22 protein-coding genes are annotated in these 25,235 nt (G+C 34.1%); 13 read left to right on the plus strand and 9 right to left on the minus strand.

The features are described from left to right. Nucleotides 1-171 precede the first annotated feature (171 nt). The 7 genes from DMB91_RS07830 to DMB91_RS07860 form a co-directional block, all read right to left on the minus strand. Nucleotides 172-825, minus strand: a complete 654-nt coding sequence (locus tag DMB91_RS07830; protein ID WP_034902565.1) for a hypothetical protein — start codon at nt 823-825, stop codon at nt 172-174. A 174-nt stretch (nt 826-999) separates the two neighbouring features. Continuing rightward, complete coding sequence (locus tag DMB91_RS07835) at nt 1,000-2,430, minus strand: Mur ligase family protein (RefSeq protein WP_034902568.1); 1,431 nt, start codon at nt 2,428-2,430, stop codon at nt 1,000-1,002. Then, nucleotides 2,430-3,164 carry an alpha/beta fold hydrolase gene (locus DMB91_RS07840; RefSeq protein WP_034902571.1) on the minus strand — a complete coding sequence of 245 codons (735 nt, stop codon included), beginning with the start codon at nt 3,162-3,164 and terminating at the stop codon, nt 2,430-2,432. The genes DMB91_RS07835 and DMB91_RS07840 overlap by 1 nt, the downstream gene beginning before the upstream one ends. A gap of 2 nt (nt 3,165-3,166) precedes the next feature. Beyond that, on the minus strand, nt 3,167-3,382 hold the full coding sequence (locus DMB91_RS07845) for a type II toxin-antitoxin system Phd/YefM family antitoxin (protein ID WP_034902574.1): 216 nt from the start codon (nt 3,380-3,382) through the stop codon (nt 3,167-3,169). A gap of 61 nt (nt 3,383-3,443) precedes the next feature. Then, nucleotides 3,444-4,490 (minus strand): D-alanine--D-alanine ligase, encoded by a 1,047-nt coding sequence (locus DMB91_RS07850; protein ID WP_034902577.1) that lies wholly within the window; start codon nt 4,488-4,490, stop codon nt 3,444-3,446. 9 nt (nt 4,491-4,499) lie between these two features. Beyond that, entirely contained in the window at nt 4,500-5,051 is a 552-nt protein-coding gene (gene ruvA / locus DMB91_RS07855; RefSeq protein WP_034902580.1) for a Holliday junction branch migration protein RuvA, read from the minus strand. Beyond that, nucleotides 5,027-6,901 (minus strand): hypothetical protein, encoded by a 1,875-nt coding sequence (locus tag DMB91_RS07860; protein ID WP_034902582.1) that lies wholly within the window; start codon nt 6,899-6,901, stop codon nt 5,027-5,029. The genes ruvA and DMB91_RS07860 overlap by 25 nt, the downstream gene beginning before the upstream one ends. 113 nt (nt 6,902-7,014) lie before the next feature. Between DMB91_RS07860 and murJ the strand changes: the two genes are divergently transcribed. The 8 genes from murJ to DMB91_RS07900 all read left to right on the plus strand — a co-directional run bounded on the left by murJ (nt 7,015) and on the right by DMB91_RS07900 (nt 16,370). Continuing rightward, nucleotides 7,015-8,469 (plus strand): murein biosynthesis integral membrane protein MurJ, encoded by a 1,455-nt coding sequence (gene murJ, locus DMB91_RS07865; protein WP_034902586.1) that lies wholly within the window; start codon nt 7,015-7,017, stop codon nt 8,467-8,469. Further along, nucleotides 8,466-9,857, plus strand: a complete 1,392-nt coding sequence (cysS, locus tag DMB91_RS07870; RefSeq protein ID WP_034902589.1) for a cysteine--tRNA ligase — start codon at nt 8,466-8,468, stop codon at nt 9,855-9,857. Before murJ ends, cysS begins: the two co-directional genes overlap by 4 nt. Nucleotide 9,858: 1 nt before the next feature. Beyond that, nucleotides 9,859-11,595: an ABC transporter ATP-binding protein gene (locus tag DMB91_RS07875; protein ID WP_034903612.1), complete on the plus strand. Its 1,737-nt coding sequence runs from the start codon at nt 9,859-9,861 to the stop codon at nt 11,593-11,595. Between the two features lie 55 nt (nt 11,596-11,650). Further along, nucleotides 11,651-12,709, plus strand: a complete 1,059-nt coding sequence (locus DMB91_RS07880; RefSeq protein WP_034902592.1) for a quinone-dependent dihydroorotate dehydrogenase — start codon at nt 11,651-11,653, stop codon at nt 12,707-12,709. Further along, a complete protein-coding gene (locus tag DMB91_RS07885) occupies nt 12,706-13,953 on the plus strand; it encodes a M16 family metallopeptidase (protein WP_034902595.1) in 1,248 nt (415 codons plus the stop codon). The genes DMB91_RS07880 and DMB91_RS07885 overlap by 4 nt, the downstream gene beginning before the upstream one ends. After that, a complete protein-coding gene (dapA, locus tag DMB91_RS07890) occupies nt 13,950-14,840 on the plus strand; it encodes a 4-hydroxy-tetrahydrodipicolinate synthase (protein WP_034902598.1) in 891 nt (296 codons plus the stop codon). Before DMB91_RS07885 ends, dapA begins: the two co-directional genes overlap by 4 nt. 83 nt (nt 14,841-14,923) lie before the next feature. Next, nucleotides 14,924-15,523 carry a methyltransferase family protein gene (locus DMB91_RS07895; protein WP_034902601.1) on the plus strand — a complete coding sequence of 200 codons (600 nt, stop codon included), beginning with the start codon at nt 14,924-14,926 and terminating at the stop codon, nt 15,521-15,523. A 67-nt stretch (nt 15,524-15,590) separates the two neighbouring features. Next, complete coding sequence (locus DMB91_RS07900) at nt 15,591-16,370, plus strand: enoyl-ACP reductase (protein WP_034902604.1); 780 nt, start codon at nt 15,591-15,593, stop codon at nt 16,368-16,370. A gap of 345 nt (nt 16,371-16,715) precedes the next feature. On the opposite strand, the gene DMB91_RS07905 is transcribed toward DMB91_RS07900, so the two are convergent. Then, nucleotides 16,716-17,210 (minus strand): ferritin, encoded by a 495-nt coding sequence (locus DMB91_RS07905; RefSeq protein ID WP_034903615.1) that lies wholly within the window; start codon nt 17,208-17,210, stop codon nt 16,716-16,718. 321 nt (nt 17,211-17,531) lie between these two features. Between DMB91_RS07905 and DMB91_RS07910 the strand changes: the two genes are divergently transcribed. Then, entirely contained in the window at nt 17,532-18,521 is a 990-nt protein-coding gene (locus tag DMB91_RS07910) for a PstS family phosphate ABC transporter substrate-binding protein (protein ID WP_034902608.1), read from the plus strand. An 81-nt stretch (nt 18,522-18,602) separates the two neighbouring features. On the opposite strand, the gene DMB91_RS07915 is transcribed toward DMB91_RS07910, so the two are convergent. Beyond that, complete coding sequence (locus tag DMB91_RS07915; protein ID WP_034902611.1) at nt 18,603-20,708, minus strand: TonB-dependent receptor domain-containing protein; 2,106 nt, start codon at nt 20,706-20,708, stop codon at nt 18,603-18,605. 162 nt (nt 20,709-20,870) lie between these two features. Here DMB91_RS07915 and pstC point away from each other — a divergent pair, with 162 nt between their 5' ends. The 4 genes from pstC to DMB91_RS07935 all read left to right on the plus strand — a co-directional run. Further along, on the plus strand, nt 20,871-21,785 hold the full coding sequence (gene pstC / locus DMB91_RS07920; RefSeq protein WP_034903618.1) for a phosphate ABC transporter permease subunit PstC: 915 nt from the start codon (nt 20,871-20,873) through the stop codon (nt 21,783-21,785). After that, nucleotides 21,782-22,879: a phosphate ABC transporter permease PstA gene (gene pstA / locus DMB91_RS07925; RefSeq protein ID WP_034902614.1), complete on the plus strand. Its 1,098-nt coding sequence runs from the start codon at nt 21,782-21,784 to the stop codon at nt 22,877-22,879. The genes pstC and pstA overlap by 4 nt, the downstream gene beginning before the upstream one ends. Beyond that, on the plus strand, nt 22,873-23,613 hold the full coding sequence (pstB, locus tag DMB91_RS07930; RefSeq protein ID WP_034902617.1) for a phosphate ABC transporter ATP-binding protein PstB: 741 nt from the start codon (nt 22,873-22,875) through the stop codon (nt 23,611-23,613). Before pstA ends, pstB begins: the two co-directional genes overlap by 7 nt. Before the next feature lie 209 nt (nt 23,614-23,822). Beyond that, nucleotides 23,823-25,235: cache domain-containing protein (locus tag DMB91_RS07935; protein WP_185900264.1), on the plus strand; the 1,413-nt coding region annotated here is incomplete at its 3' end.

Raw genomic sequence — 25,235 nt, forward strand, 5'->3', positions numbered from 1 at the left:
TTAAATCATAATTATCAGGATTACCTGTAAGACCTAATTCTTTCATCAAAGCTTCTTTCATCATCTTTTCTAATTCCTCAAGCATTTTTTTTAAATCAACTACAATAGCACTAAAAGAAGGTATAGCAAAGATAGATTTTCTACCAGTGAAAATATTTTTTTTAGTTCCCATTATATCTTTAAAATAACTAAGATTTTTTCAGGCGAAGCTGTATCACTAAAATATATTCTGCCGTCCATATCTTTGTCATTTTCTAGCGTTTTGTTTAATTCTTCTTCTATGGAATTTGATACAGCAGAATCAACACCTGCTGAATCATTAGCGTTTACAAAAGCTGTAGCTTTTGCGTAATTTATAAAATTGTATGCAGAAACATTATTGCCCGTTTGAATAGCACCATTTCCAAAAAAGGTAGTGGTGTTATATTTTTCATCTAAGCTTAATGAACCATCATTGTTTGAATCTGCTTTGGCATATCCTCTTTTATAGGCAATATCATTAAACCAAGAACTAACAAATTCTTCTGCTTTGCCTTGTAACACTACATTACCATTGTCATCTTTTTTAACGCCTTGGCTTCCAAATACTTCTTGTAATCTTTGTAAATTCTCATCGCTTAAGCCGACATTGACATAAGCTCCTTTTAATCCTTCTCTAAAATAAACATTATTTATATAACTAGATTTATCAGCATCTTTAGTTTTAATGTCGCTAATATTTGTAGTATTTTCTGCGTTATTTGTAGGCAAATCCAACTTATACGCAGAATATACAAGATTTTGTGCAACGGAATTTATATTATAATTCAAGCCATTGCTAAACATAATTTACACCTTTAAAATAATACTTTATTTCTGTTTTCTGCCTTTTATTATATAAAGATCGGCAGAAAATTAAAAAAGTTTATACCTTAGATTATCTTAAAGAGGCGGTTTATAATTTTGCATAAAAGCATTTGAAAGCATTGCTTGCTTGCTTCTTTGATTTTAAATTACTTCTCACATAAAACTTGGCGTATCATTTGAAAAGAGGATTAAATCCCCATTTTTTGTGTGTGTGGCTAGGCTTTGCACGAGTTCATTTTTGTCTTTTAGCACCAGTTTTTCTATCTTCAAACAAGCATTTAAAAGAGTAGCATTGCTTTCGCCTATGATGATGACAAAGTCAAAGCATTCATTGATTATGCTTGCAAGGGCTTCATTTTGTGCTCTGCTTACTTCTATAATGCCAGGTGTTACAAGCACTTTGCGTCCTTTATAGCTTTTGCAAAGCTCATAGCTTTGTTTCATGCCCTCAAAATTGCCATTAAAGCCATCATCAATAATAAATTTTGGTTCTTTGGTGATGATTTGTAAGCGGTGCTCTACACTTTGCAGGGCTTGCACTTTGGTTTTTAGCCTTTCTAGGCTTAGTCCTAAGAATTTTGCAACAAAAATGCAAGCACAAAGATTTTGTGCGTTAAATTCGCCAAGTAAATTCGTTTGAAAGTCTTGTTTTGTATCATCAAACTTTAAGCTAAACTCAAGCCCTTCAAGGCTGGCTTTTGCACTGCTTAGTTTAGTATCATAAATAACTTGTGTTTCATTTTCTTGCATGAGGGTTGAGGAGTGTAAAAAAGCTTTTTTAAGACGTTTTGATTGCAAGGCTTCAAGTTTGGTTGCACGGATATTTTCCTTGCTTTTAAAATACTCTAAATGAGCCTGCCCTATCTCTCCCACTATGCAAATTTGAGGATTTAAAAGCTGGGTAAGTTCTAGTATATCGCCTTTTTGCCTTGCTCCTGCTTCGGCTATGTAAATTTGCGTGTTTGGGTTTAAATTCTCGTTGATGTCTTTAACTACGCCTAACAAGGTATTGACACTTCTTGGGGTAGCGTGCGTTAAAAAATCATCTTTTAAAAGCTCATATAAGAATTTTTTCATACTTGTTTTGCCATAACTTGCGGTGATTAAGATGATAGTAAGCTGATCAAGTTTTGCGAGTTTGTTTTGAGCAAGTTTGATGAATTTGCGTTTTTGATACAGATCAAAATATTTTAAAGCCACTAAAGCACATACTAAGGCAAGTAAATTTGCTCTAAATTCAAACACATAAGAACTCAAGCTAAATATCAGGCTAAGGCTTACTAGCAAGCTTAAGAAAACCTTAACTTTGCTAGTAAAAACTAGCTTTTTATCAAGTTTTTTATACCAAAAGATAAAAAAAAGCAAAAATACTGCAGCAAAAATGATAAAAAACTGCGGCACGAGTATATATACAAACCAAGGCACAATGATAAAATATATATGCCAAAAAGGACGTGCAAAGTGAAAAAATACGCGTGAAAGCTTATAAGAATACCACTGCAAAGCAAGGATAAGATAAAAACCAGTGAATAAATTTAAAATAAAAGCTGATATAGTTTCACTGAGTAAAAAAAGATCAATCATTATTGCTCCAAGTTTTTATGAATGATTTTGGCGATAAGTTCAGCATTTTTTAGGAAGAAAAAATGATCACCTTTAAGAGGATAAAATTCATTTTCTTTGACAAGAGAGGCGATTTTTTCTCCGCTTTTTAAAGGTGTAGCCTTATCATCTTGTCCCCAAAAAATAAAAGTCTTGCAAGGAATTTGAGCAAAAATTTCACTAAAGTCCTCATCAACGACTTTTTTAAAAGTTTCATACATCAAGGGACTTAAATTTTGTGCGTCTTTGCTTGCAAAAAGGCTGTAAAACTTGCCCAAACCAAGAGCTTTTAAGGCTTTAAAAAGCTTGATTTTAAGCCTTGTTTTTAAGCTTTTTTGCCAGATAATGCCAGCTGAAGAAAGCAAGATAAGAAGCTCTGTTGTTTGACTTAGGCTAAGTAAAGCACAAATTTTGCCCCCAAAAGAATGCCCTATCAAAGCATTTGGTGTGAAATGCAAATGCTTTAAAAAAGCCTCAACTAACCTCGCATAGCCCTTTGTATCAAGACTGGTTGGACTATTTGATTTACCAAAACCAGCTAGGTCTAAATATAAGCATTTATACTCGCTTAAAACAGGGTTGAAAGCTTGTTTCATCAGCTCTTTATTTGCTCCCCAGCCATGCAGTATAAGTAGGCATTTTTTGGCTTTGAGGTTGGTAAGTTCATAGCTGATCTCATAGGGTGTATTTTCAACGTTAAGATTGCAAAGTGCCATTGTTAATTCTTTTGGTTTTTGTAGATATTTTCAAGTAAATTTACCGCATTGACAAGACGTTCGTATTCGTCCATGCTAAGCATTACGGCTTGAAATTTATTGTTTTTGAGTATGACTAATTTTCCATTTTTATTTTTACTGACTTTTTCAAGTATGGTGCTGAAATTTCGCACCACTTCGGTGGCGGTAAAAATTTCTTCTTGATGAAAAGATATCATTTATATCCTTATTTTACTTTAAATTTTATGTAAAATTTAGCGTATTTTGGTGTATGAAAAGCTATAATTTTCCTTTTGAGGCATTAATGGAATGCAAAAAAGCAAAGTCAGTTTTGACTTTTTTCTCATTTTTAACATTTTTTGCAAGTCGTTCAAGTGCTACAGAAAAATCATCAAAAAGATAGTTTGCCAAAGAACCAGGATTTGGATTGATCTCATTGATATACACTTCATCATCAATCACAAAAAAATCACACCTTATTAACGCCCCTTTAAATAAAGGATTGTATATTTTTTTAAAGGCTTCATAAAATTTAGCTTTTAAAGCTTCATCAAGTTTAGCTTCTTTGACTTCATTGTTGCCTGAAAAACTGAGGTATTTTTGCTCAAAGTCCAAAAGTTCCTTTTTTTGCGGTTCTTCTATCATAGAAAAAATAAAATCATCGTTGATCATACATCCTGCTAAATTATACTCCTTAATGTCCTTGATAAAAGGCTCTATAAGCAATTCCCCATCAAATTCAAAGCCCACATCTTTAGCGTATTCGAGTTCGCTTTTGTCCTTAACTACGCTTATGCCTATGCTTGAACCTAGTCTTGCTGGCTTTATGATACAAGGGAAGTCAAAATCTTGAGCTAAAGAAGTTTTATCATAGCTTTTTAAAAGCTTATAAGGCAGGACTTTTACGCCTACTTTTTGAGCATAAAGTTTGGTTAGTTCTTTGTTGTATGAAAGCACGCTTGCTTCTATGCGAGGCCCTATGTAAGCAAGGTTAAAAAACTCAAACAAAGAAGCAAACTTGCCATCTTCTCCGTCTTTGCCATGCACGAGGTTGATATAAATTTCACATTCTAGCTTTTTTTCTCCAAATAAACCCTTTTCAAAAAAGCCACCTTGCTTTAAAAAAAGCTCTTTTTCTTTAAGATAAGCTTTGCTGCTAAAAGTTTTTGCATTCATTTTATCTTCAGGGATAAGATAAAAATGTTTCAAGCTATCACAATACACGAAGCTCATATCAGCTCTAAATACCTTTTTAAGCACCACAGCTGAAACTATGCTGATCTCATGTTCGTATGAATTGGCTCCAAAAATCACTGCGTATTTCATAAAAAATCCTTAAGAAAGTTGTTTTAAAGCTTGTTTGATAAGCTCTGAAGTTTCTTTAGCATCACATTTTGCAAGCACTGATATGGCTTTTGCTTGATTAAAGCCTAAGGATACAAGAGCAGCTAGAGCTTGACTTTTGTGATCATCTAGGTTTTGGAATTTAAACTGCTTATCTGCAAGCTCAACGATAATGCGTTTTGCACTTTTTGCACCAATTCCGGGAACTTTGATAAAAGCACTTTCATCGCCCAAGCTTAAAGCCTGATAAAAAGAATTTGTATCCAAAGTCGAGCAAATAGCTAAAGCTGTGCTAGCACCTACGCCATTAACTTTTAAAAGCAATTCAAACATTTTTTGCTCGTTTTTATCCAAAAAACCATAAAGCTTGTGTGTGTCTTCTTTGATGATAGGGCTGGTGAAAAGTTCTATTTTTTGCCCTTTTTCAAGCTTTATTGTGCAAAATAAAGACACATGCACCCCATAACTTACGCCTGAGCTAGTTTTAATGATAATAAAGGTTGGTTCTTTGTGTGTGATTATGCCTTCGATGGCTGCGACCATTCTATATCCTTTTCGTTGTATTCATTTGCACTTTCAAGTTTGATTTTACCTTCATTGTCAAAGTCTCTTTTTACAAAAAAACGTTTAGCAGCTTCATTTGCACTTGTAGCATGCAAAAGCTCACTTCTTGGGAATAAAAACTTAAATTTAATCTCATTCATATCGCCCCATACACCACCTTTGTTGATCACTTGAGCCTCTAAAAGCTCATCTTGAGCCTCTCCTAAAGTCTTGATAATCTTTTGTTCTTCAAGATTAAGTTCATTTTCTTCAAGTTGAAGCTTATTTAATTCTTGAGTAAAATTCTGAAATTCTTTGATGATAGGAGCAAAATTTGGTGGCATAGCTTGATTTTGGCTTTTAAGCTTAGCGATAGTTTTTAAAAGAGTTTCTACTCCATTTTTGCTTGAGTTTATATTGTGTTTAAGGTTTTCAATGAGTGCTGGCAAAGCTTTTTGCCTTTCTTGAATTTGCTTTAATTTTGCTTGCAAATCATCTTTAAAATCAATGACTTGAGCATGAAATTTGTTATTTGTGCTAGATTGGCATTGATCAACATAAGCAATTTGGCTAAAAATAATAGTATTGTTATTTACTGGGGTAAGTATGCTGACTTTTTTAGCCGTGATATTTGCTCCTAAGCTCTTTTTGATCTTTGCAATGTCTGCTTTTACAGATCCGTTTTCAATGCTATCGATATCAGCTTCTTTAGCTTCTAAATATCCTCTATGTGTTGATATATAGGCTTGTTCAGCGCTCATTTTACTTGTGCTGTGTGTGTGTCCGTAAATTTTAAGCACCTTAGCCTTTAAGGTTGTGTTTCCAGCAACATTGCCATTTATAGTTAGGTTTTCACACTCAATATATACTCCAGAGCCTACAGCTTCTTCAAGCTCGCTTGCATTTCTTATATTTATGCTTACATTTTTATCAAGTCCAGCACAAATAGCTCCGGTATCTTTAAAATTTACTGAAGATAAATTCAGCTCATTTTCGATCTCAAAGTTATGATTTATTTCGCTTACAAAACCTTTTTTTTTGGCTTTATATTCGCCAATACAGCTTTTATAAGTGTTTTCATTTGTCTTTGTAAGTTCAAAATTTGCCGAGCAGGAAAACTCTATCTTTTTTTCAGGTGGCACAAAAGCTTTGATAGGTTCAAGCTTTAAGTTCTTACCCTCCCTTGTAAGTCCTGGTGTGATGTGTTTAAGCACCAAATCCCCCTCATTAACCCCGATAATACTTACCTTTTGCACCTTTTCTTGTTTAAAATTTTCTCTATAAGCTAAAACTAACTTCTCACTTTCTGCTGAAATAGAATTTACACCTTTACAAACAAGTATATACGCTTTTTTTCTATGTAATTTTTGCTCTTTAAGTTCGTTGAGTAGATCAATGAGTTTTTGTTTAAAATCAAAAATACGAATACCTATAAAAAATTCTTCTTTAATCATCTTTTTATAAATATCTTGCAGGATATTTATAGCTATACTTTTGTAAAATTCAAGCCCACCTAGTTCGATCACAGCGATAAGTTTGTTTGTGGTTTTATCGCTGATAAGTTTGATCCTTTGGCTGAGTTCTGCTTGGATCGCATTTTTTTCGCTGATTTTGATTTTGTATTCTTGAGTGATTTTTAAATTTGCTTGTAAGTAATTTTCATCATTATCAAAATAGCTAAGCTCCTTATCATTAAGCTTGTTTTGCTCTTTTTCATCGATACTGTAGCTCGTATTAAAGCCCAAAATTTGAAAATCAAGCTTTTTAAGATCGATTTTATGTTTTGTGCTTACTTTTAAAAGCTCATTATACGGATCGCTTGTGATGAGAATTTCTTCTTCTAAATTCATAACTTTGCTTTCTCAAAATAGTCTTTGTTGGAAGAAATTATACTGAAATTTAATCAAAATTTAGCTAAAATAAACATTTTTAACCATATATTTTATAGAAATAAAGAAAGCAAGTGCAAAAAAATAAAGTCTTTAAAAATTTCATCATCAATGCCTTAGGTATTTTGTTTTCTCGCGTGCTCGGGCTGGTTAGAGATGTGCTTTTGGCTTTGTTTTTAGGAGCTGGGCTTTATAGTGACATCTTTTTTGTGGCTATTAAAATGCCTGCTTTTTTTAGACGCATTTTTGCTGAAGGTGCTTTTGGGCAGAGTTTTTTGCCAAATTTTACTAGTGCGAAAAAAAAAGGGGCTTTTACCCTTGCTGTTTTGGTGCAGTTTTGTGCTATAGTGTTTTTATTTTGTCTTTTGGTGAGCTTTTTTGCTGAGTTTTTTACTAAAATCTTTGCCTTTGGCTTTTCAGTTGAGACTATAGCTAAGGCAGCTCCACTTGTGGCTATTAATTTTTGGTATTTGTTTTTTATCTTTTTGGTTACGCTTTTAGGAGCGATTTTAAATTATGAGCAGAAATTTTTCATCACTTCTTTTTCAAGCTCTTTTTTTAACCTCTGCATAGTCTTAGCTGCTTTTTTTGTTGATGCAAATGAACCTGAGAAAAATTTGTATTATTTTTCTTACGCCATAGTTTTAAGCGGACTTGCTCAACTTATCTGGCATATCATAGCCTTACGCAATAATCCTGTAATAAAAGCCATGTATTTAAGCATAAAACTTAAAAAAACTAAGGTGCGTTTAAAGAAATTTTACAGCACTTTTTTTCACGGCATATTAGGAAGCTCAGCTACCCAGCTAAGCACACTTTTAGATACGACTATAGCAAGCTTTTTGCTTACTGGAAGCATTTCTTATCTTTATTATGCAAACCGCGTTTTTCAGCTTCCCTTAGCCCTTTTTGCCATAGCCTTAACTCAAGTTTCTTTTCCAAAGATACTCAAACACCTTAAAAGTGGGGAAGAAAAATTGGCCCTAAACTTTATGCAAAAGGCTTTAGAGGCTTTATCCTTTTTGCTTATCTTAGCGACTATCATCGGTATAATTTTTGCTTATGAGATCACAGCCTTGCTTTTTGAGAGGGGAAATTTTACTGATAAAGACACTAAACTCACAGCCTTAGTGCTTATTTCTTATATGCTTGGGCTTTTGCCCTTTGGCTTGCAAAAGCTGTTCTCGCTTTGGCTCTATGCTAAATTTAAACAAAAAGTCGCTGCCATAATAGCTTTTAAAGCCTTGCTTATCTCTTTAGTTTTTTCTTTAGCTTGTGTGTTTTTGATAGAAAATGCAGAATATAAAGTCATAGGCGTATCTTTGGCTAGCTCGGTGAGTGCTTTTTATTTACTTGGTGCAAATATCAAAGAATTTGGCTTTACGCGTTTTTTAAATCTCATTCGCTTAAAACAATTTTTCATCGCTTGCGTATTTTTGTTAAGCTTTGCTTTACTTTTACTTGAATTTAAAGCTATAATGATAGAACATATAGTTTATATTTATGAATTTTTTAAAGGGTTTGTATGATTTTATTTGATAGTGTTTCAAAACAGAAAAAAGAGCTAAGTAAAAAGCAATTAAATATTTATCTGTGCGGTCCTACAGTTTATGATCATGCACATTTAGGACATGCTAGAAGTAGTATTTGCTTTGATTTGTTGCGTAGGGTTTTGCTTGCACTTGGTTTTAAGCTAAGTTTTGCAAGAAATTACACTGATATAGATGATAAAATTCTTAAAAAAATGCAAGAAAATAAACAAAGCCTAGAAGAACTTACTGCCTTTTATATAAGTTCTTATGAAGAGGATATGAGGGCTTTAAATGTTTTAGAGCCAAATTTTAAGCCAAGAGCCACGTATTTTATCAAAGAAATGATTGTTTTAATACAAAAGCTTATAAGTAAAGGCTTTACTTACACGCTTGAAGATGGAATTTATCTTGATACAAGTAAAGATAAAGCCTATCTAAGTCTTTCTCATAGGGGTTTTGAAAACAATATCAGCCGCCTTGAAAATGAAAGCAAAAAACACAATGAAAGTGATTTTGTGCTATGGAAATTTGACGAGAACTTTTACCCTGCACCCTTTGGCACAGGGCGTCCTGGCTGGCATACTGAATGCGTTGCCATGATAGAAAGCTTGTTTAAAGAAGGGCTTGATATACATTGTGGAGGGATAGATTTGCTTTTTCCTCACCATGAAAATGAAGCTTGTCAGTGTCGTTTAGCCCTTGATAAAAACCTAGCTTCATTTTGGCTACACAACGGCTTTGTAAAAATTGATGGCGAAAAGATGAGTAAGAGTTTAAATAATAGCTTTTTTATTAAGGATGCCTTGCAAGCTTTTCAAGGCGAGGTGCTAAGACTTTATCTTTTAAGCTCACATTATAGGGCACATTTTTCTTATTCTTTACAGGATTTAGCTGTGGCTAAAAAAAGGCTTGATAAGCTTTACCGCCTTAAAAAACGTTTAAGCTTAGAAGCTTTTAAGGACTTTGGGGCTCAAGAATTAAAAGAAGGCTTTAAAAGTGAACCGGCTTTAAATTTGCTTTTAAATTTAAAAGATGATTTAAATATCTCAGCAGCCCTTGCAAACTTTGATGAGTTTATAAATGAGAGCAATCAAAAGCTTGATGAAGATAGTAAAAACAAAGCCTTAAAAACTAAACTTAGCAAAGCCTTAGAAGAAACTTGTTTGATCTTAGGGCTTGGTTTTTTAGATACAAATGCGTATTTTCAATTTGGCGTAAGTAAAGATGAAATTGACTTTATCGAGGAACAAATCACCTTAAGAGCTGAAGCAAAAAAAGAAAAAGATTTTCAAAAAGCTGATGCAATCAGAGCAAATTTACTTTCAAAAGGTATTAGCTTACAAGATACACCAAATGGCGTAGTATGGGAAAAAAATAATGAATAAAATGCACAAAGATATGAATTTAAAAGAAATTTTAATTCGCTTTAAGCCTTATTATATAGAGCATAAGTTTTATTTTTTGCTTGTTGGGCTTGGCATTATTTTGAGTGCAATTGGGACTTCTTTAAGTGCTTGGATCATGGAGCCGGTGATTAATGGAATTTTTATTAACAAGGGCAAGGAAATGCTGTATTATCTGCCTCTTGGCATTATTGGAGTGTATTTACTTAAAGATATAGGTATGTATATACAAAGCTATTATACAGCCTTTATAGGCACACGCATTTTGCAAAAACTTCGCGATCATATGCTTAAAAATATATTCAGCCTTGATATGAGCTTTTTTCATAAGTATAGAAGTGGAGAATTGATGAGCCGCTGCACTGGCGATATAGGGGCTTTACAAAGCATAGTTTCAAACATAATCCCTGAGTTTATAAGGGATTTGATTATGGTTGTGGGGCTTTTGGCTGTAGTGATTTATCAAAGTCCAACTCTAGCTTTTTTTGCCCTTGTTGTTATCCCACTTGCTCTATATCCACTCGCACTTTTTGCAAGAAAATTAAGAAAAATAGGGCATGCTTCCCAAGAAAAAAATGCTGATATGCTTTCAAGATTAAGCGAAATTTTTTCAAATATAGAGCTTATTAAAGCCAATAATGCTAATACTAAAGAACAGCTTAAATTTGGCAAGGAAAATCAAGAGCTCACTCGGCTAAGCTTAAAAAGTGCAAGGGTTGATGCGGCTATTAGCCCTATAATGGAGATTTTTGGCTCTATAGGTGTTGCTGTAGTGATCTTTATAGGTGGAAAAGAAGTTGTTGATGGCTCGCTTGATGTGGGTAAGTTTTCAAGTTTTATCACTGCGCTTTTTATGGCTTACACTCCACTTAAAAAACTCTCATCAATGTATGGACGCATACAAGGAGCAATGGCAGCAAGTGAAAGAGTATTTTATCTGCTTGACTTAAGAGCTGAAATTCAAGATGGCAAAGATGAACTTAAGCATATACAAAGGATAGAATTTAAAAATGTGCATTTACACTATGAAGAGGATAAACACGCTCTTAATGGCACAAGCTTTGCTTTTGAAAAAGGGCAAATTTGTGCCTTAGTTGGACCAAGCGGGGGTGGAAAAAGTTCTATCATTAATCTTTTGCTAAGATTTTATGACAAACAAAAGGGTGAAATTTTACTCAATGAAAAGGATATTACAAACTATACTTTAAAATCCCTCCGCCTTAGAATCGCCCTAGTTACTCAAAATATCTATCTTTTTAATGATACTATAGCCGAAAATGTCGCTTATAGTGAGGAATTTGATGAAGCAAGGGTATTACAAACCTTAAAAGAAGCAAGTGCGTATGATTTTGTGCAAGACTTAGGTGGCATAAATACAGTGCTGCAAGAGCATGGTAAAAATTTAAGCGGAGGACAAAAACAACGCATAGCCATAGCAAGGGCTTTGTATAAAAATCCAGACTTACTCATTTTTGATGAAGCCACTTCAGCCCTTGATAATGAAAGTGAAAAGGCTATAGTTGCAAGTATAGAAAAGCTTAAAAATGATCATGCTATACTCATCATCGCTCATCGCCTTAGCACTATAGAAAATGCTGATATTATAGCTGTGATTGAAAAGGGCAAGGTTATAGCCACAGGAAATAATGCTTATTTGCTTGAACATTGTAGCTTATATAAGAAATTTAAAGAAAAAAGTATTCAAGGAGAAGAAATTTAAAAGCCATTTTTTAGCTAAGCTTGGCTACAATTTTTAAAAATAATCAAGGAAAAATATGAGTTATGAATTTTTCAAACCCTTGCTTTTCAAGCTTGATCCAGAAAATGCACATCATTTAGTTGAGTGGGCTATAAGAAGTTTAAATTTTATATGTCCGGGGACTTTGAGCTTTTTAGCTAAAAATTATATCGTTGATGATGATAGCCTTAAACAAGAGCTTTGCGGCTTGTATTTTAACAATCCTGTGGGCTTAGCTGGTGGTTTTGATAAAAATGCGACTATGATACGTCCTTTAAGTGCTCTTGGTTTTGGCTTTTTAGAATTTGGCACACTTACGCCAAAAGCTCAAAAGGGCAATGACAAACCTCGTTTATTTCGCCTCATAGAACAAGAAAGCTTGCAAAATGCTATGGGCTTTAATAACGAAGGTAAGGACAAAATCGCTTCAAGGTTGGCGGATCTTTATCCTTTTATACTCCCACTTGGTGCAAATATAGGCAAAAACAAAACTACAAGCAATGAAGAGGCTTTGAATGATTATCTTATTTTGCTTAAGAGCTTTGAAAATTTATGCGATTATTTTATCATCAATATTTCCTCGCCAAATACGCAAAATTTAAGGGATTTGCAAAGCCAAAACTTTATCAAAGAGCTTTTTAAAGAGGCTAAAACTATCACTTCAAAGCCTATTTTTCTTAAAATTGCTCCTGATATGAGCATAGATGAAGCCTTAAAACTTTGTGAATGTGCGATCAAAGAAGGAGTAAGTGGGCTTATCATTGCAAATACTAGCACAGATTATTCTTTACTTGATAATAACCGCACCTTTGGTGGCATTAGTGGTAAGCTTATACAAGAAAAAAGTGGGGTATTTTTTAAAGAGCTGGCTAAAGAACTTTTTGGTAAAACCTTGCTTATTGCAAGCGGAGGTATTGATAGTGCCGAGGTAGCGTATGAGAGGATTAAAAATGGAGCGAATTTAGTGCAAATTTACACAGCTTTTATCTATAAAGGACCAAATATAGCCGCACAAATCAATCAAGGTTTAGTTGAGCTTTTAAGAAAAGATCAATTCATACATATTAGTGAAGCAGTTGGAGTAAATTTAAAATGATCGCTTATGAAAAACAAATGTTAAAAAACAAATTTGAAGTTTATGTTATGCCTGTAAATAAAGGTTCAAAAGTTATTAGCGTAGATATATTTTATAAGGTTGGTTCAAGAAATGAAGTTTTAGGCAAAAGTGGTATAGCTCATATGCTTGAACACTTGAATTTTAAAAGCACAAAAAATTTAAAAGCAGGGGAATTTGATGAGATAGTAAAAGGCTTTGGAGGCGTTGATAATGCAAGCACGAGCTTTGATTATACGCATTATTATATTAAATGCTCTAAAGACAATTTAGACAAGGCTTTATGGCTTTTTGCTGAACTTATGCAAAATTTAAATTTAAAAGACGAGGAATTTCAACCAGAACGTCAAGTCGTGCTTGAAGAAAGACGTTGGAGAACTGATAATAGCCCTCTTGGTTATTTGTATTTTCGCCTTTTTAATAATGCCTTTTTATACCACCCTTATCACTGGACACCGATTGGTTTTATGAAAGACATTGAAAATTGGAGTATAGAAGACATTAAAGACTTTCATCAAACCTTCTATCAGCCACAAAATGCCTTTTTGCTTGTTAGTGGGGATATTAAAGCAGCTGAAGTTTTTGAGTGTGCAAACAAGTATTTTTCTCATATTAAAAATAAGGGCAAGATACCAAAACTACACACCAAAGAGCCAAAACAAGATGGGGCTAAACGTATAGAAATTCAAAAAGAAAGTGGCACGCAAATGCTAGCTCTTGCGTATAAAATCCCAAATTTTAAGCACAAAGACATACCAGCTTTGCAAGCCTTAAGTGAGCTTTTAGGCAATGGAAAAAGCTCTTTAATCAATAAAATTTTAGTTGATAAATTAGGGCTTATAAACGAGCATTATGCCTTTTGCAATGAGAGTATAGATGAAAATTTGTTTATTTTTATTTGCATTTGTAATGTAGGCGTAAAAGCTGAACAAGTCGAGCAAGAACTGCTTAAAATTTTACGCCATATCAAACAAGAAAAACTTGAAAAAGAAGTGCTTGTAAAGATTAAAAACAGCGTTAAAAGTGATTTTATCTTTTCTTTGACAAATGCAAGCTCAGTAAGTAATGTATGTGGAAATTTCATCGCTAAAGGAGACTTAACACCCTTGCTAGAATATGAAAAAAATATCTCACAACTTGAGCTAAAAGACTTAGTAAGAGTAGCTAAAAAGTATTTTACAGCTAAAAACTCAACCACACTCATCTTGAGAAAGGACAAAAAATGAACACAAAATCCATCACAGGAGCTATGACAGCTCTTGCAACACCTTTTAAAAATGGCAAGCTTGATGAGCAAACTTTTCACAAGCTCATCAAAAGGCAAATTCAAAACGGCATAGACGCTGTAGTGCCTGTTGGCACCACTGGAGAAAGTGCGACTTTAACGCATGAAGAGCATAGAATTTGTATAGAAATCGCTGTTGATGCGTGCAAAGGCACAAATACAAAGGTTTTAGCAGGAGCTGGCTCAAACGCTACTCATGAAGCCGTTGATTTGGCTCAATTTGCAGCCAAGCACAAGGCTGATGGGATTTTAAGCGTAACGCCTTATTATAACAAGCCAAGTCAAGAAGGGCTTTATCAACATTACAAAGCCATCGCTAGGAGTGTTACAATTCCTGTACTTTTATATAATGTGCCAGGTAGAACAAGTTGTGAGATAGAAACACATACTATTATAAGGCTTTTTAGGGATTGTGAAAATATTTACGGGGTAAAAGAAGCCAGTGGCAATATGAATAAATGCGTGGATTTGCTCGCTCATGAGCCAAGAATGATAGTTATAAGTGGCGATGATGCCATTAATTATCCCATACTTTCAAATGGTGGAAAAGGCGTCATTTCAGTAACTTCAAATCTCTTGCCGGATATGATAGCAAAGCTTACACATTTAGCTTTAGTTGAGGATTATAAGGGTGCAAAGGCTATCAATGATAAGCTTTATAATATCAATCAAGTTTTATTTTGTGAAAGTAATCCTATCCCATTAAAGGCTGCAATGCATCTGTGCGGTTTGTTTGAAAGCTTAGAATACCGCCTACCTTTAGTTGCTCCAAGCAAAGAAACTCTAAAAAAACTTGAAGAGGTTTTAAAACAATATGAGATCGTTTAAGTATATCATCATAACTATAAACTCAAAATTTAAAAGCAAGAATTTATTTTTGAAAAATTCCTGTTTAGGCAAAGAGACAAGCTATGTTTAACCGCTTTGTGTGGCAGTATCTTTTTGCCTTTATTTTTATTGTTTATGTGTTAGTAAGTTATAGTGCTTATGATGAGATTGTGGCAAGTATTATCCGCTTTGTGGGCTTTTGCTGTGTGATTGTAGGCGTTATTGGTAGGCTTTATGCGACGATTTTTATCGGCGGTATGAAAAATGAAGGCACAGATGGGACTCATTTTATTGATTATGGAGCGTATAGCTTGTGTCGCAATCCTTTGTATTTTTTCTCTTTTATAGCCTTTATAGGGCTTGTGGCTTTAAAGGCTCAACTTAGTCTTATCATTATCGCAGTAATTTTTTATCTGTGGGTGTATCATTATACGATTAAAGGGGAGGAAAACTTCTTGGGTTCTAAATTTGGAAGTAAGTATGAAGAGTTTCTAGCTAAAACTTCAAGATTTTTTCCAAAATTTAAAGGTTTTTACGTGCCTTATGAGATTAAAATGCGCCCAGAATTTTTTCATAAGGAGCTTAAAAGAAGTATAAATTGGTTTTTAGGAGCTTTTGCACTTTTGCTTGTGGAAATTTTACATCAAGGTGAGTTTTTGCCGAATTTGCTTAAAGTATATTAGCTATTTTTTAAGCAAGATTTGATAAAATTTAGACTTTAAAAGACTATATAGTTACAAGGAAGAGAATATGAAAGATTTCTTTAAGGGAAAAACCCTTGTCATAAGTGGTGGTACAAGGGGTATTGGCAAAGCTATAGTATATGAATTTGCTAAGGTTGGAGCAAATGTCGCTTTTACTTATAATTCAAACGCTGATATAGCTTCAAGTTTGGTAGAAGAGCTTGAACGAGATTATGCTATAAAAGCAAGAGCGTATGAGTTTAATATACTTGAACCAGAAACCTATAAAGAGCTTTTTGAAAAGATTGATGCAGACTTTGATAGAGTAGATTTTTTTATCTCAAATGCTATCATATCAGGGCGTCCTGTAGTAGGTGGATATACTAAATTTATGAAGCTTCGTCCAAGAGGGATTAACAATATCTTTACAGCCACAGTAAATGCCTTTGTAGTAGGTGCTCAAGAAGCAGCCAAAAGAATGGAAAAAGTAGGTGGGGGTTCTATTATTTCTATATCATCGACTGGGAATTTAGTCTATATTGAAAATTACGCAGGGCATGGCACAGCAAAAGCTGCTGTTGAGGCTATGGCAAGATACGCTGCAACTGAACTTGGCGACAAAAACATACGCGTAAATGTAGTAAGTGGCGGTCCTATAGAAACGGATGCTTTAAGAGCCTTTACAAATTATGAAGAAGTTAAGCAAGCTACTATTGATCTTAGCCCACTTAACCGCATGGGACAGCCTGAAGATTTGGCTGGTGCATGTTTATTCTTGTGTTCTGAAAAAGCAAGCTGGGTAACAGGACACACCTTCATCGTAGATGGTGGCACAACTTTTAAATAAATTCTACTAAAAAGCCTTTTTGGGCTTTTGCTCGCTTGTTTAATCCTTAAAATTACATTTTTTTAACACCATCGTAAGTTTTTATAAAAAATAAAGCAAAAATAGAAAATTACATTTCAAAAACAAAGTATCGCTGGATTATTCAGTAAATAAAAGCTAGAAAAACAAAAAAGAGATAAAAGAATTTGCTATTTTAAAAGATAAATAAAACGAGCTTAGCATTTGATAGGATCATAAAACTTAAAGAAAATTTGAAAACCAATAAAAAAACAAAATAAAATATGAAGCAAAAATAAGTTAGATAAAAAAGTGTGGCTTAACATTACTTAAAAGCCACACTAAAATTTAGCCTTTAGCTAAAGTTTTAATATACGCATCAGCAAGATAAAGCCCATTTGCATGTTCGCCGATAAGTTTGATTTTATCAACTATACCTCTAAAAAGTGCTTCTTCTTCATGTTGTTCAGCAACATACCATTGAAGGAAATTAAAGGTCGGATAGTCTTTTTTGACGAGCATAAAATCAACCAAATCATTAATTGACTTTGTGATGAATTGCTCGTGCTTATAAGTTTTTTCAAACACATCAAGTAAAGATTTAAACTCATCATCTGGTTTTGTAACTTCAGCAAGTTTGACATGCGAGTCTGTCTCATTAAGATAAGTGATGAGTTTTTTGGCATGATCACTTTCTTCGCCAGCGTGTTCAAATAAAAACAAGCCAGCACCATCATAACTATTTTCATAGCACCAAGAACTCATACTAAGATATAAATTCGCCGCGAACATTTCTTTGTTGATTTGCTCGTTAAGCAGAGCAATAACTTCTTTTGAAAGCATAACTTCCTCCTTTTTTTGATTTTGTGAGAAAATTATAGCACGATTTTTTAATTTTTTTACAAAAAATGAAAAAAAATTTATCAAAATTATTTTATTTTGATAATAAAAAATGCTTTTTAAATCTTGATATTTTAGCATAAATATACTTAAAAATAGACTTTTAAAGTTATATTATCAAAAATATAAGTTTTTGATAATATCATTATCTAAAGAAAATATTTATCAAAAATATGAGATTATTTTAAATAAAATGATATGTTTCTAAAAAGTTTCTCTTTTATCTTATACTTTGTATGCTTAAATTATTTTTTAGGAGAAAAAATGAAAAAAATTCTAGCATTAAGTGTAGTAGCTTTTTCTTTGCTTCAAGCAGATGAGCTTAAGATAGCTGGTTCTTCAACCGTGTATCCTTTTACAAGTTTTGTGGCTGAAGAATACGCAGCTGTAAAAAATACAAGCACGCCTATAGTTGAAAGTGTAGGCACAGGAGGAGGATTTAAGGTATTTTGTGAGGGTAAAACTGATATTTCAAATGCTTCAAGAGTGATGAAGCCAAGTGAGTTTAAAGCATGCCAAGACGCCGGTGTAAAAGATATCATCGGTGTAATGATAGGCTATGATGGCATAGTTTTAGCACAAAATAAAGCCAATGCACCCTTAAATATCACTTTAGAGCAACTTTTTTTAGCTCTTGCTAAGGAAGTTCCACAAAATGGCAAACTTATACCAAACCCTTACACAAATTGGCAGCAAATTAACAAAAGCTTGCCAAATCGCAAGATAGCCATTTATGGACCCCCATCAAGTTCTGGCACGAGAGATACTATAGAAGAACTTGTTTTAAGTAAAATTTCAAAGAAATTTAAAGAATATGGCGATCAAGCTGGCAAATACAAAAGTATGCGTCAAGATAGCGCATATATCCCAAGCGGAGAAAATGATAATTTAATCGTTTCAAAGCTAAGTGTGGATAAAAATGCCTTCGGGCTTTTTGGATATGGCTTTTTAGCTTCAAATAAAGACAAGATTAATGCTGCTAAAATAGACGCTGTAGAAGCAAACGAAAAAAATATCGCTGAGGGAAAATACGAGCTTGCAAGAAGCTTGTATATATATTTAAACGCTAAAAATCCTGAAACTTTAGAATTTGCTAAGCTTTATATAAGTGATGAACTAGCAAAAAGTGGAGGAGAGCTTGAAAAAATAGGACTTGTGCCACTAAGTGATACACATTTAAAAGCAAACCAAAAGCATTTAGAACAAAAAACAAAGCTTGATGAAAGTTTGGTAAAAGCTAACAGGGTGTTTTAAAACAGCAAAACACCTTCACTCAAAGCTCATAAAAAGGCTTTGAGTAAGTTTAGTGAAAGGAATAAGCAAAGTTAAAAAAGCTTAAAAGTCGTATTTATAATGCATCCAAAAGCTTCTGCCTTCAGTATAGTCTTGATAAAGGTTAGCATATCCGCTTGGATTACCTGTGGCAGTGTCTCTTCCTGTAGCTATAGGATCAAAAAAGTCTTTATCAAACAGATTGTAAATCATAAAGCTTAAGGTTGAGTTTTTATCTATCTTATAGCTTGTGCCTAGATCAAAGGTGTAAAAAGGCTTGTATTTTTCAACTTTTGTGCCGCCTGCGTTAGTTAAAGGTCTATTGTTGCCACCCTTTGCTTTAGCTATGGTGTTAAATTTGCCTCTAAATTTTAAAAAAGAGTTGAATTTACCATATTCATGTTCGAGTTTGGTATTGATGATATGTTTTGGTTTATTTTCAACCCTTGTGCCACCAAGCACATTTAAAACACCATCTTTATACACATTTTCTATGAAAGTATAGCTTGAGCTTAGTCTAAAATCATAAAATTTTGCACTTTTAAAAGCAAATTCTATCCCTTTAGCTTGAGTTTTGCCAAGATTGATAGGATAGGTGCAACCTCCGCTTGCGTTACAAGTTACACCGTTTGGTAAGACATCTGACATTGTTGCATTTTGCGTGCTGATTTGATTTTTAAAGTCTGTTAAAAAGCCTGTGATGGTGTAGTTTGCATAATCAAAAAGATTAAAATCAACTCCAAGCTCATAATTTATGCTTTCTTCTGGCTTTAAGTCCGGATTGCCATAAGCATCACTTGTTGCACCTGAGCTGTATCTGCCTTTTCTGATTTGCTTAGCTTGCGGTGTTTTATAGCCCTTCGCTATGCCACCTTTTAAGGCTATATCATCAGTGATATGATAGATTGTATATACTCTTGGGGTAAACTCACTTTTAAATAAATCACTATACACCCATCTTAAACCGGTGGTAAAGATGAAATTTTCAGTGATGAAGTATTCGCCTTCGCCGTATAAAGCAGCTGTGATTTGATCGATATTTTTGCCTTGTAAAATATTTGTGCTGCCTCTACTTCCTGCCGTATCATCGGTTAAAACCTCATAATCAGCCCTTATTCCAAAAGAGCCCACTAAATTTCCAGCCGCACCTAAATTAAAAGGAAGCACAGCCTTTGTTTCTCCAACTATGATTTGAGAAACAAGCTCTTTATCCCAAGTGCGTCCATATTGAGCATAAGAATTGATATTTCCAAAATCAAAAACTCCATCATAGTTTCCAACGAAATTATCTTTTTTGATTACCCTATCTGAACGGATGGCTTGTCCGCTTGTTGATCGAGTAACGATATTATTATCATAATGCTCATAGTCAAAATAAAAACTATTTGCCTCATCAAGCACAAAATTAAAGCGTCCGCCTATGTTTAAGGTTGTGAGCTTGCCCGGACTATGGCTTGGAATTTGAAAATTAGCTGGTCTTTGAGTGCCATTGTTATAAGGCACGCTAGGCCAAAGATGAGAAGATTCGTTTTTGCTGTAGTATTTTATACGAGCTGAAAAAGAAAGTTTATCTTCTATGAGTGGAGCTGAAATATAGCCATTCATAGAGCCAGCATTACCATAAAGATCAGGATGTTGTTGAAGTTGGGTATCAAGAACTATAGAACCACTGCTTTCATTACTCATCTTTTTAGTGATAATATTTATCACTCCACCAACCGCATCAGTGCCATAAAGTGTTGAAGCTGGTCCTCTTATAACTTCTATCCTTTCTATCATCGCAAGTGGAGGCATATAGCCACTTTCACTACCATCAAAGCCATTGCTATAAAAACCATTTGCTACGCTTTGACGTTTGCCATCTATTAAAACGAGGGTATAAGCAGAGCCAAAACCGCGTATGCTATAATCATAAGTGCCGGTTTTATTCATCGATACATCAACGCCCGGAATTTCTTGTATAGCCTCACCTATGTCTTTAATAGGACGAGAATTAAGTTCTTCACTAGTGATAACTGAGATACTCGCGGGAGCATCTTTGATATCTTGCTCAAAGCCTGAAGCAGAGATAACTGAAGATTCAAGGGTGTGCGTTTCTTCAGCGTTTAGCTGCCCCTCCCCAGCGAGTAGTAGTATAGCTGTTATACTTAATTTGAAGTTCAGTTTCATTAAATTATCCTTTTTTATGATTTTAAAATGGAGTTTCAATTTTATATAAAATAATATAAAAATTCGCTTAAATAAAAATTTTGTAAGTTTCCAAAAAGTTTCCAAGTCTTTTTATACTTTCACAACTTTTTAAAAGCAAGGATTTTAAATTTGAAAAAGAATATCATAAAAGAAAGAGTGATTAAAAGCATACTTTTTTTATGTGCCTTTGTAAGCGTGGTGATTAGCTTTGCGATTATGCTTACTATTTTGATCGAGGCTTTGAAGTTTTTTAGCAAAGAAAGTGTTTTTACCTTTCTTTTTTCTTCGCAGTGGGCAGCTGATGCGGCTTTTACTTTAGCTGATGGTAGCACAGGGTATGGGGTTTTTGGTGCGACGAGTTTGTTTTGGGGAACTTTTTATATCTCTATCATCGCTATGATAACGGCTTTGCCTTTGGGTATCATGTGTGCTGTGTATCTTGGAGTTTTTGCAGGTAAAAGATCAAAAAACTATCTTAAGCCTGTGCTTGAGCTTATCGCTGGAATTCCAACCGTTGTTTTTGGCTTTTTTGCCGTGATTATCATCGCACCTTCAATTGTCTGGATATTTCATGCTCTTGGTATAGATGCAAGTTATGAAAGTGCTTTAGGGGCTGGTTTTATGATGGGAATTATGATCGTGCCTATAGTGGCTTCTTTATCGCAAGATTGCATTGAGGCTGTAAATGTTAAGCGAATTCAAGGAGCGTATGCTTTGGGTATGACAAAAAAAGAGGTGGTGTTTGCTGTGATCTTGCCAGAAGCTATGCCCGGTATCATTGCAGCTTGTTTGCTTGGGCTTTCAAGGGCTTTAGGAGAAACTATGATCGTGGTTATGGCAGCGTCTTTGCGTCCAAATATGAGTTTAAATTTCTTAGAAGATATGACAACGATAACTGTGCATATAGTCCAAGCCTTGCAAGGCGATCAGGCTTTTGATAGTTCTTTAACCTTAAGTGCTTTTTCTTTAGGACTTGCACTTTTTATCATCACTTTAATCATCAATATGTTTAGTGTTTATCTTATTAATAAATTCCACAAAGGAAAAAGTTTATGAAAACTCTCATAAAACGACGCAAAAAAGCTTCAAAACATTTTAAGCTCTTTTGTAAAGCTGGTTTATATATCAATATGCTTTTTTTGAGTATCTTTATAAGCACGCTTGTATATCTTGGTTTGCCAGCCTTAAAACAAAATTATATCTTAATCAGCATTGAGTCAAACTCAAGTGTGATAGAGTTACTCTCAAGAAACGAAAGAAGACAAATTCGTCAAAATGGCTTACCGCAAAATAAAATTTGGCTCTTAGCAAATGCAGAAGTTGATCAATACGCCAAACAAAAATTTAACAAACTTGATGACACACAAAAAGCCCTTGTGGATACGCTTATACAAAATCATTTGCTTGAGGCTAAATTTAACTCAAATTTCTTTTTAAGTGGGGATTCAAAAATAGCTCCTGAACAATCAGGTATCTTAGCTTCAGTAGTAGGCACCTTACTTTGTATATTTGTGTGTATGGTTGTAGCTGTGCCTATAGGCGTAGCAGCTGCGATTTATCTTGAGGAATTTGCTTCACAAAACTTACTTACACATATCATAGAAGTGTGCATAAACAATCTTGCAGGCATTCCTAGTATCATCTTTGGGCTTTTAGGACTGGCTTTATTTATCAACTTTTTTGGTGTGCCTCGCTCCTCAGCTCTTGTTGGCGGACTAACTCTAGCTATTATGAGCCTTCCTATTATCATCGTTGCGACAAAAGCGGCTTTAAAAAGTGTTGATGTGAGTATGAAAAATGCAGCTTTAGCTCTTGGTTTTACAAAATGGCAGATGGTTAAAGGCGTGGTTTTGCCCTTAGCCATGCCTATGATCTTAACAGGCTCTATCCTAGCCTTAGCTCAAGCTATAGGCGAAACCGCACCTTTGATGCTTATAGGTATGGTAGCTTTTATCCCAGATGTAGCAAGCTCGCTTAATCAGCCTACAACCGTGCTTCCGGCTTTGATTTATAACTGGGCTTCCATGCCTGAACGTGCCTTTTTAGAACGAGCTGCAGCTGGAATTTTGGTGCTTTTAGGACTTTTAGTGATATTAAATTTAGTAGCCATACTACTTAGAAAATACTTTCAAGGAAAACAAACATGCTAGCACAAGTGATAAATTTAAATCTTTTTTATGATAAAAAACAGGCGTTATTTGACATCAATATGCAAATTAATAAAAACAAAATCACCGCATTAATCGGTGCTTCAGGCTGTGGAAAATCAACCTTTTTGCGTTGTTTTAACCGCATGAATGACAAGATCGCAAAAATAGAAGGCCTTGTCGAGCTTGAGGGTAAAGATGTAAAAGGACTTGATGTAGTTGAGTTAAGAAAAAGCGTGGGTATGGTGTTTCAACAGCCCAATGTCTTTGTAAAAAGTATTTATGAAAATATAGTTTATGCTCCAAGACTCCATGGCTTAATAAAACACAAAAGCGATGAAGAAGCTCTAGTCGTTGATAAACTTGAAAAAGTAGGGCTTTTTAAAGAGGTAAAAGATAAGCTTAAAAGCAATGCTTTAGCCCTTTCAGGCGGACAGCAACAAAGACTTTGCATAGCTAGAGCTTTGGCGATAAATCCAAAACTTTTACTTTTAGATGAGCCAACCTCAGCCCTTGATCCTATCTCATCAGCTGTGATAGAAGAACTTTTAAAAGAATTAAGTCATAATTTAAGTATGATTATGGTTACGCACAATATGCAGCAAGGCAAAAGAGTGGCTGATTATACAGCGTTTTTTCACTTAGGCGAACTTGTTGAATTTAATGAAAGTAAAGAATTTTTTGAATACCCAAAACAAGAAAAAACAAGAGCTTATTTAAGTGGTGTATTTGGATAATTGGTACTTTGCTGTGTGCATGATATCTGGTTTATTGCAACTAGGGAAGTTTTTGTAAAGTAAGAAAAAGTTTTTATTGAAATTTTATTTTAAATCAAAATTTTAAATATTTTTGTGGTATAATTTTTATAATTTTTTTGAAAATGTGCGATTATGTGACAATTTTCGTCACTTTCAATTTAACAAGCTCACGACGCAAAAGGAAAAATATGAAGTCTTTCAACAATCTAAGAATAGGAACAAAGCTCGTATCTTCCGTGCTTATTCTTGTCGGTTTGGGTATTTTTGTTATGCTCCTTACTATTTCTTCTAGGGTAACAGCAACTACAGATAAAGATGCACAAAAAATACTCACTGCTTCAGTAAATCGCTATGCGAATTTTGCTGAAGGTATCTTTCAAGAACTTACAACTTTGCTTGAATCTTCAAGCCAAAACATCAGATCAGCACTTATTTCACAAACTATGAGTGTAGATGAGGTTGAATTTAGTATTATTTCAGCTGTTGATGCAAGTAATTATATCGAATTTGCGTATTTGTATTTACTTAATCCAAGTGCTAAATTTAAAGATCAAGACCCAGCTTTCATCACTAAAAATAATAAATTTATGATGTTTTATCACGATGAAAACCCAACCTCAAGAGGCGGAGTAAGGGTTATTGATGCTGATGATTCTGTGCTTACAGGACCATCTGTTTTAAAAGCTTTAGCGGATAAAGCTCCAGTTTTAGGTAACCCTAGAATGATGGATTTGGATGGAAAAAAATTCTATGGAATAAATATAGTCTATCCTATCTTTGGAGCAAAAAATGATGAAGTTATAGGTGTGATCGGTTTCATTATCGATCTTAAATACCTAGCAGATAATATTTCAGATCCAAAATTTCAAATATATGAAGGCGATTTGCGTTTTATCATCAATAAAGAGGGCGTCGTAGCAGCACATGAAGATACGAGTGCTATAGGACAAAATATCAAAGAATATAACCAAAATGCCCAAAGTGTTCAAAAAATTCTTGATCTTATCCATGGTAATAAAGATTTTGCTTTTTCGAACGATTATATTACGGCAAAAAATGTTGAAGCTATGCTTTCGATCAAAGGTTTTAATATACGAAATATTGCCACTTGGTATGTTGTTGCTACAGCTCCTAAAAGTGCGGTGTTAGCAGATGCAAGAAGCTTGCAAATCAATATTGCTTTGATCGGTATTGCTGTTTTAGTGGTTATTGGAGTTATTCTTTATATTCTTGTGCGTAAAATTATCGCTTCAAGAATAGGCGTAGTGCTTAATACCTTGCTGGATTTCTTCCGCTATATCAACCACGAAAATGTTAAAGTTCATACCATTAAGATCCGTGCTCAAGACGAGCTTGGACAAATGGGAATGGCAATCAATGAAAATATAACCAAAATTCAAAGAACTCTCGAGCAAGACAAACTTGCCGTCCAACAAGCTGTTCAAACCGTGCATATAGTAGAAGAAGGTGATCTAACAGCAAGGATCACAGCAAGTCCGGGTAACCCTCAACTCATTGAACTTCAAAATGTATTAAATCGCTTACTTGATGTCTTACAACACAGAGTAGGATCAAATATGAATACCATTCGTGATGTTTTT

The sequence above is a fragment of the Campylobacter sp. MIT 97-5078 genome (assembly GCF_006864455.1).
Taxonomy (GTDB): domain Bacteria; phylum Campylobacterota; class Campylobacteria; order Campylobacterales; family Campylobacteraceae; genus Campylobacter_D.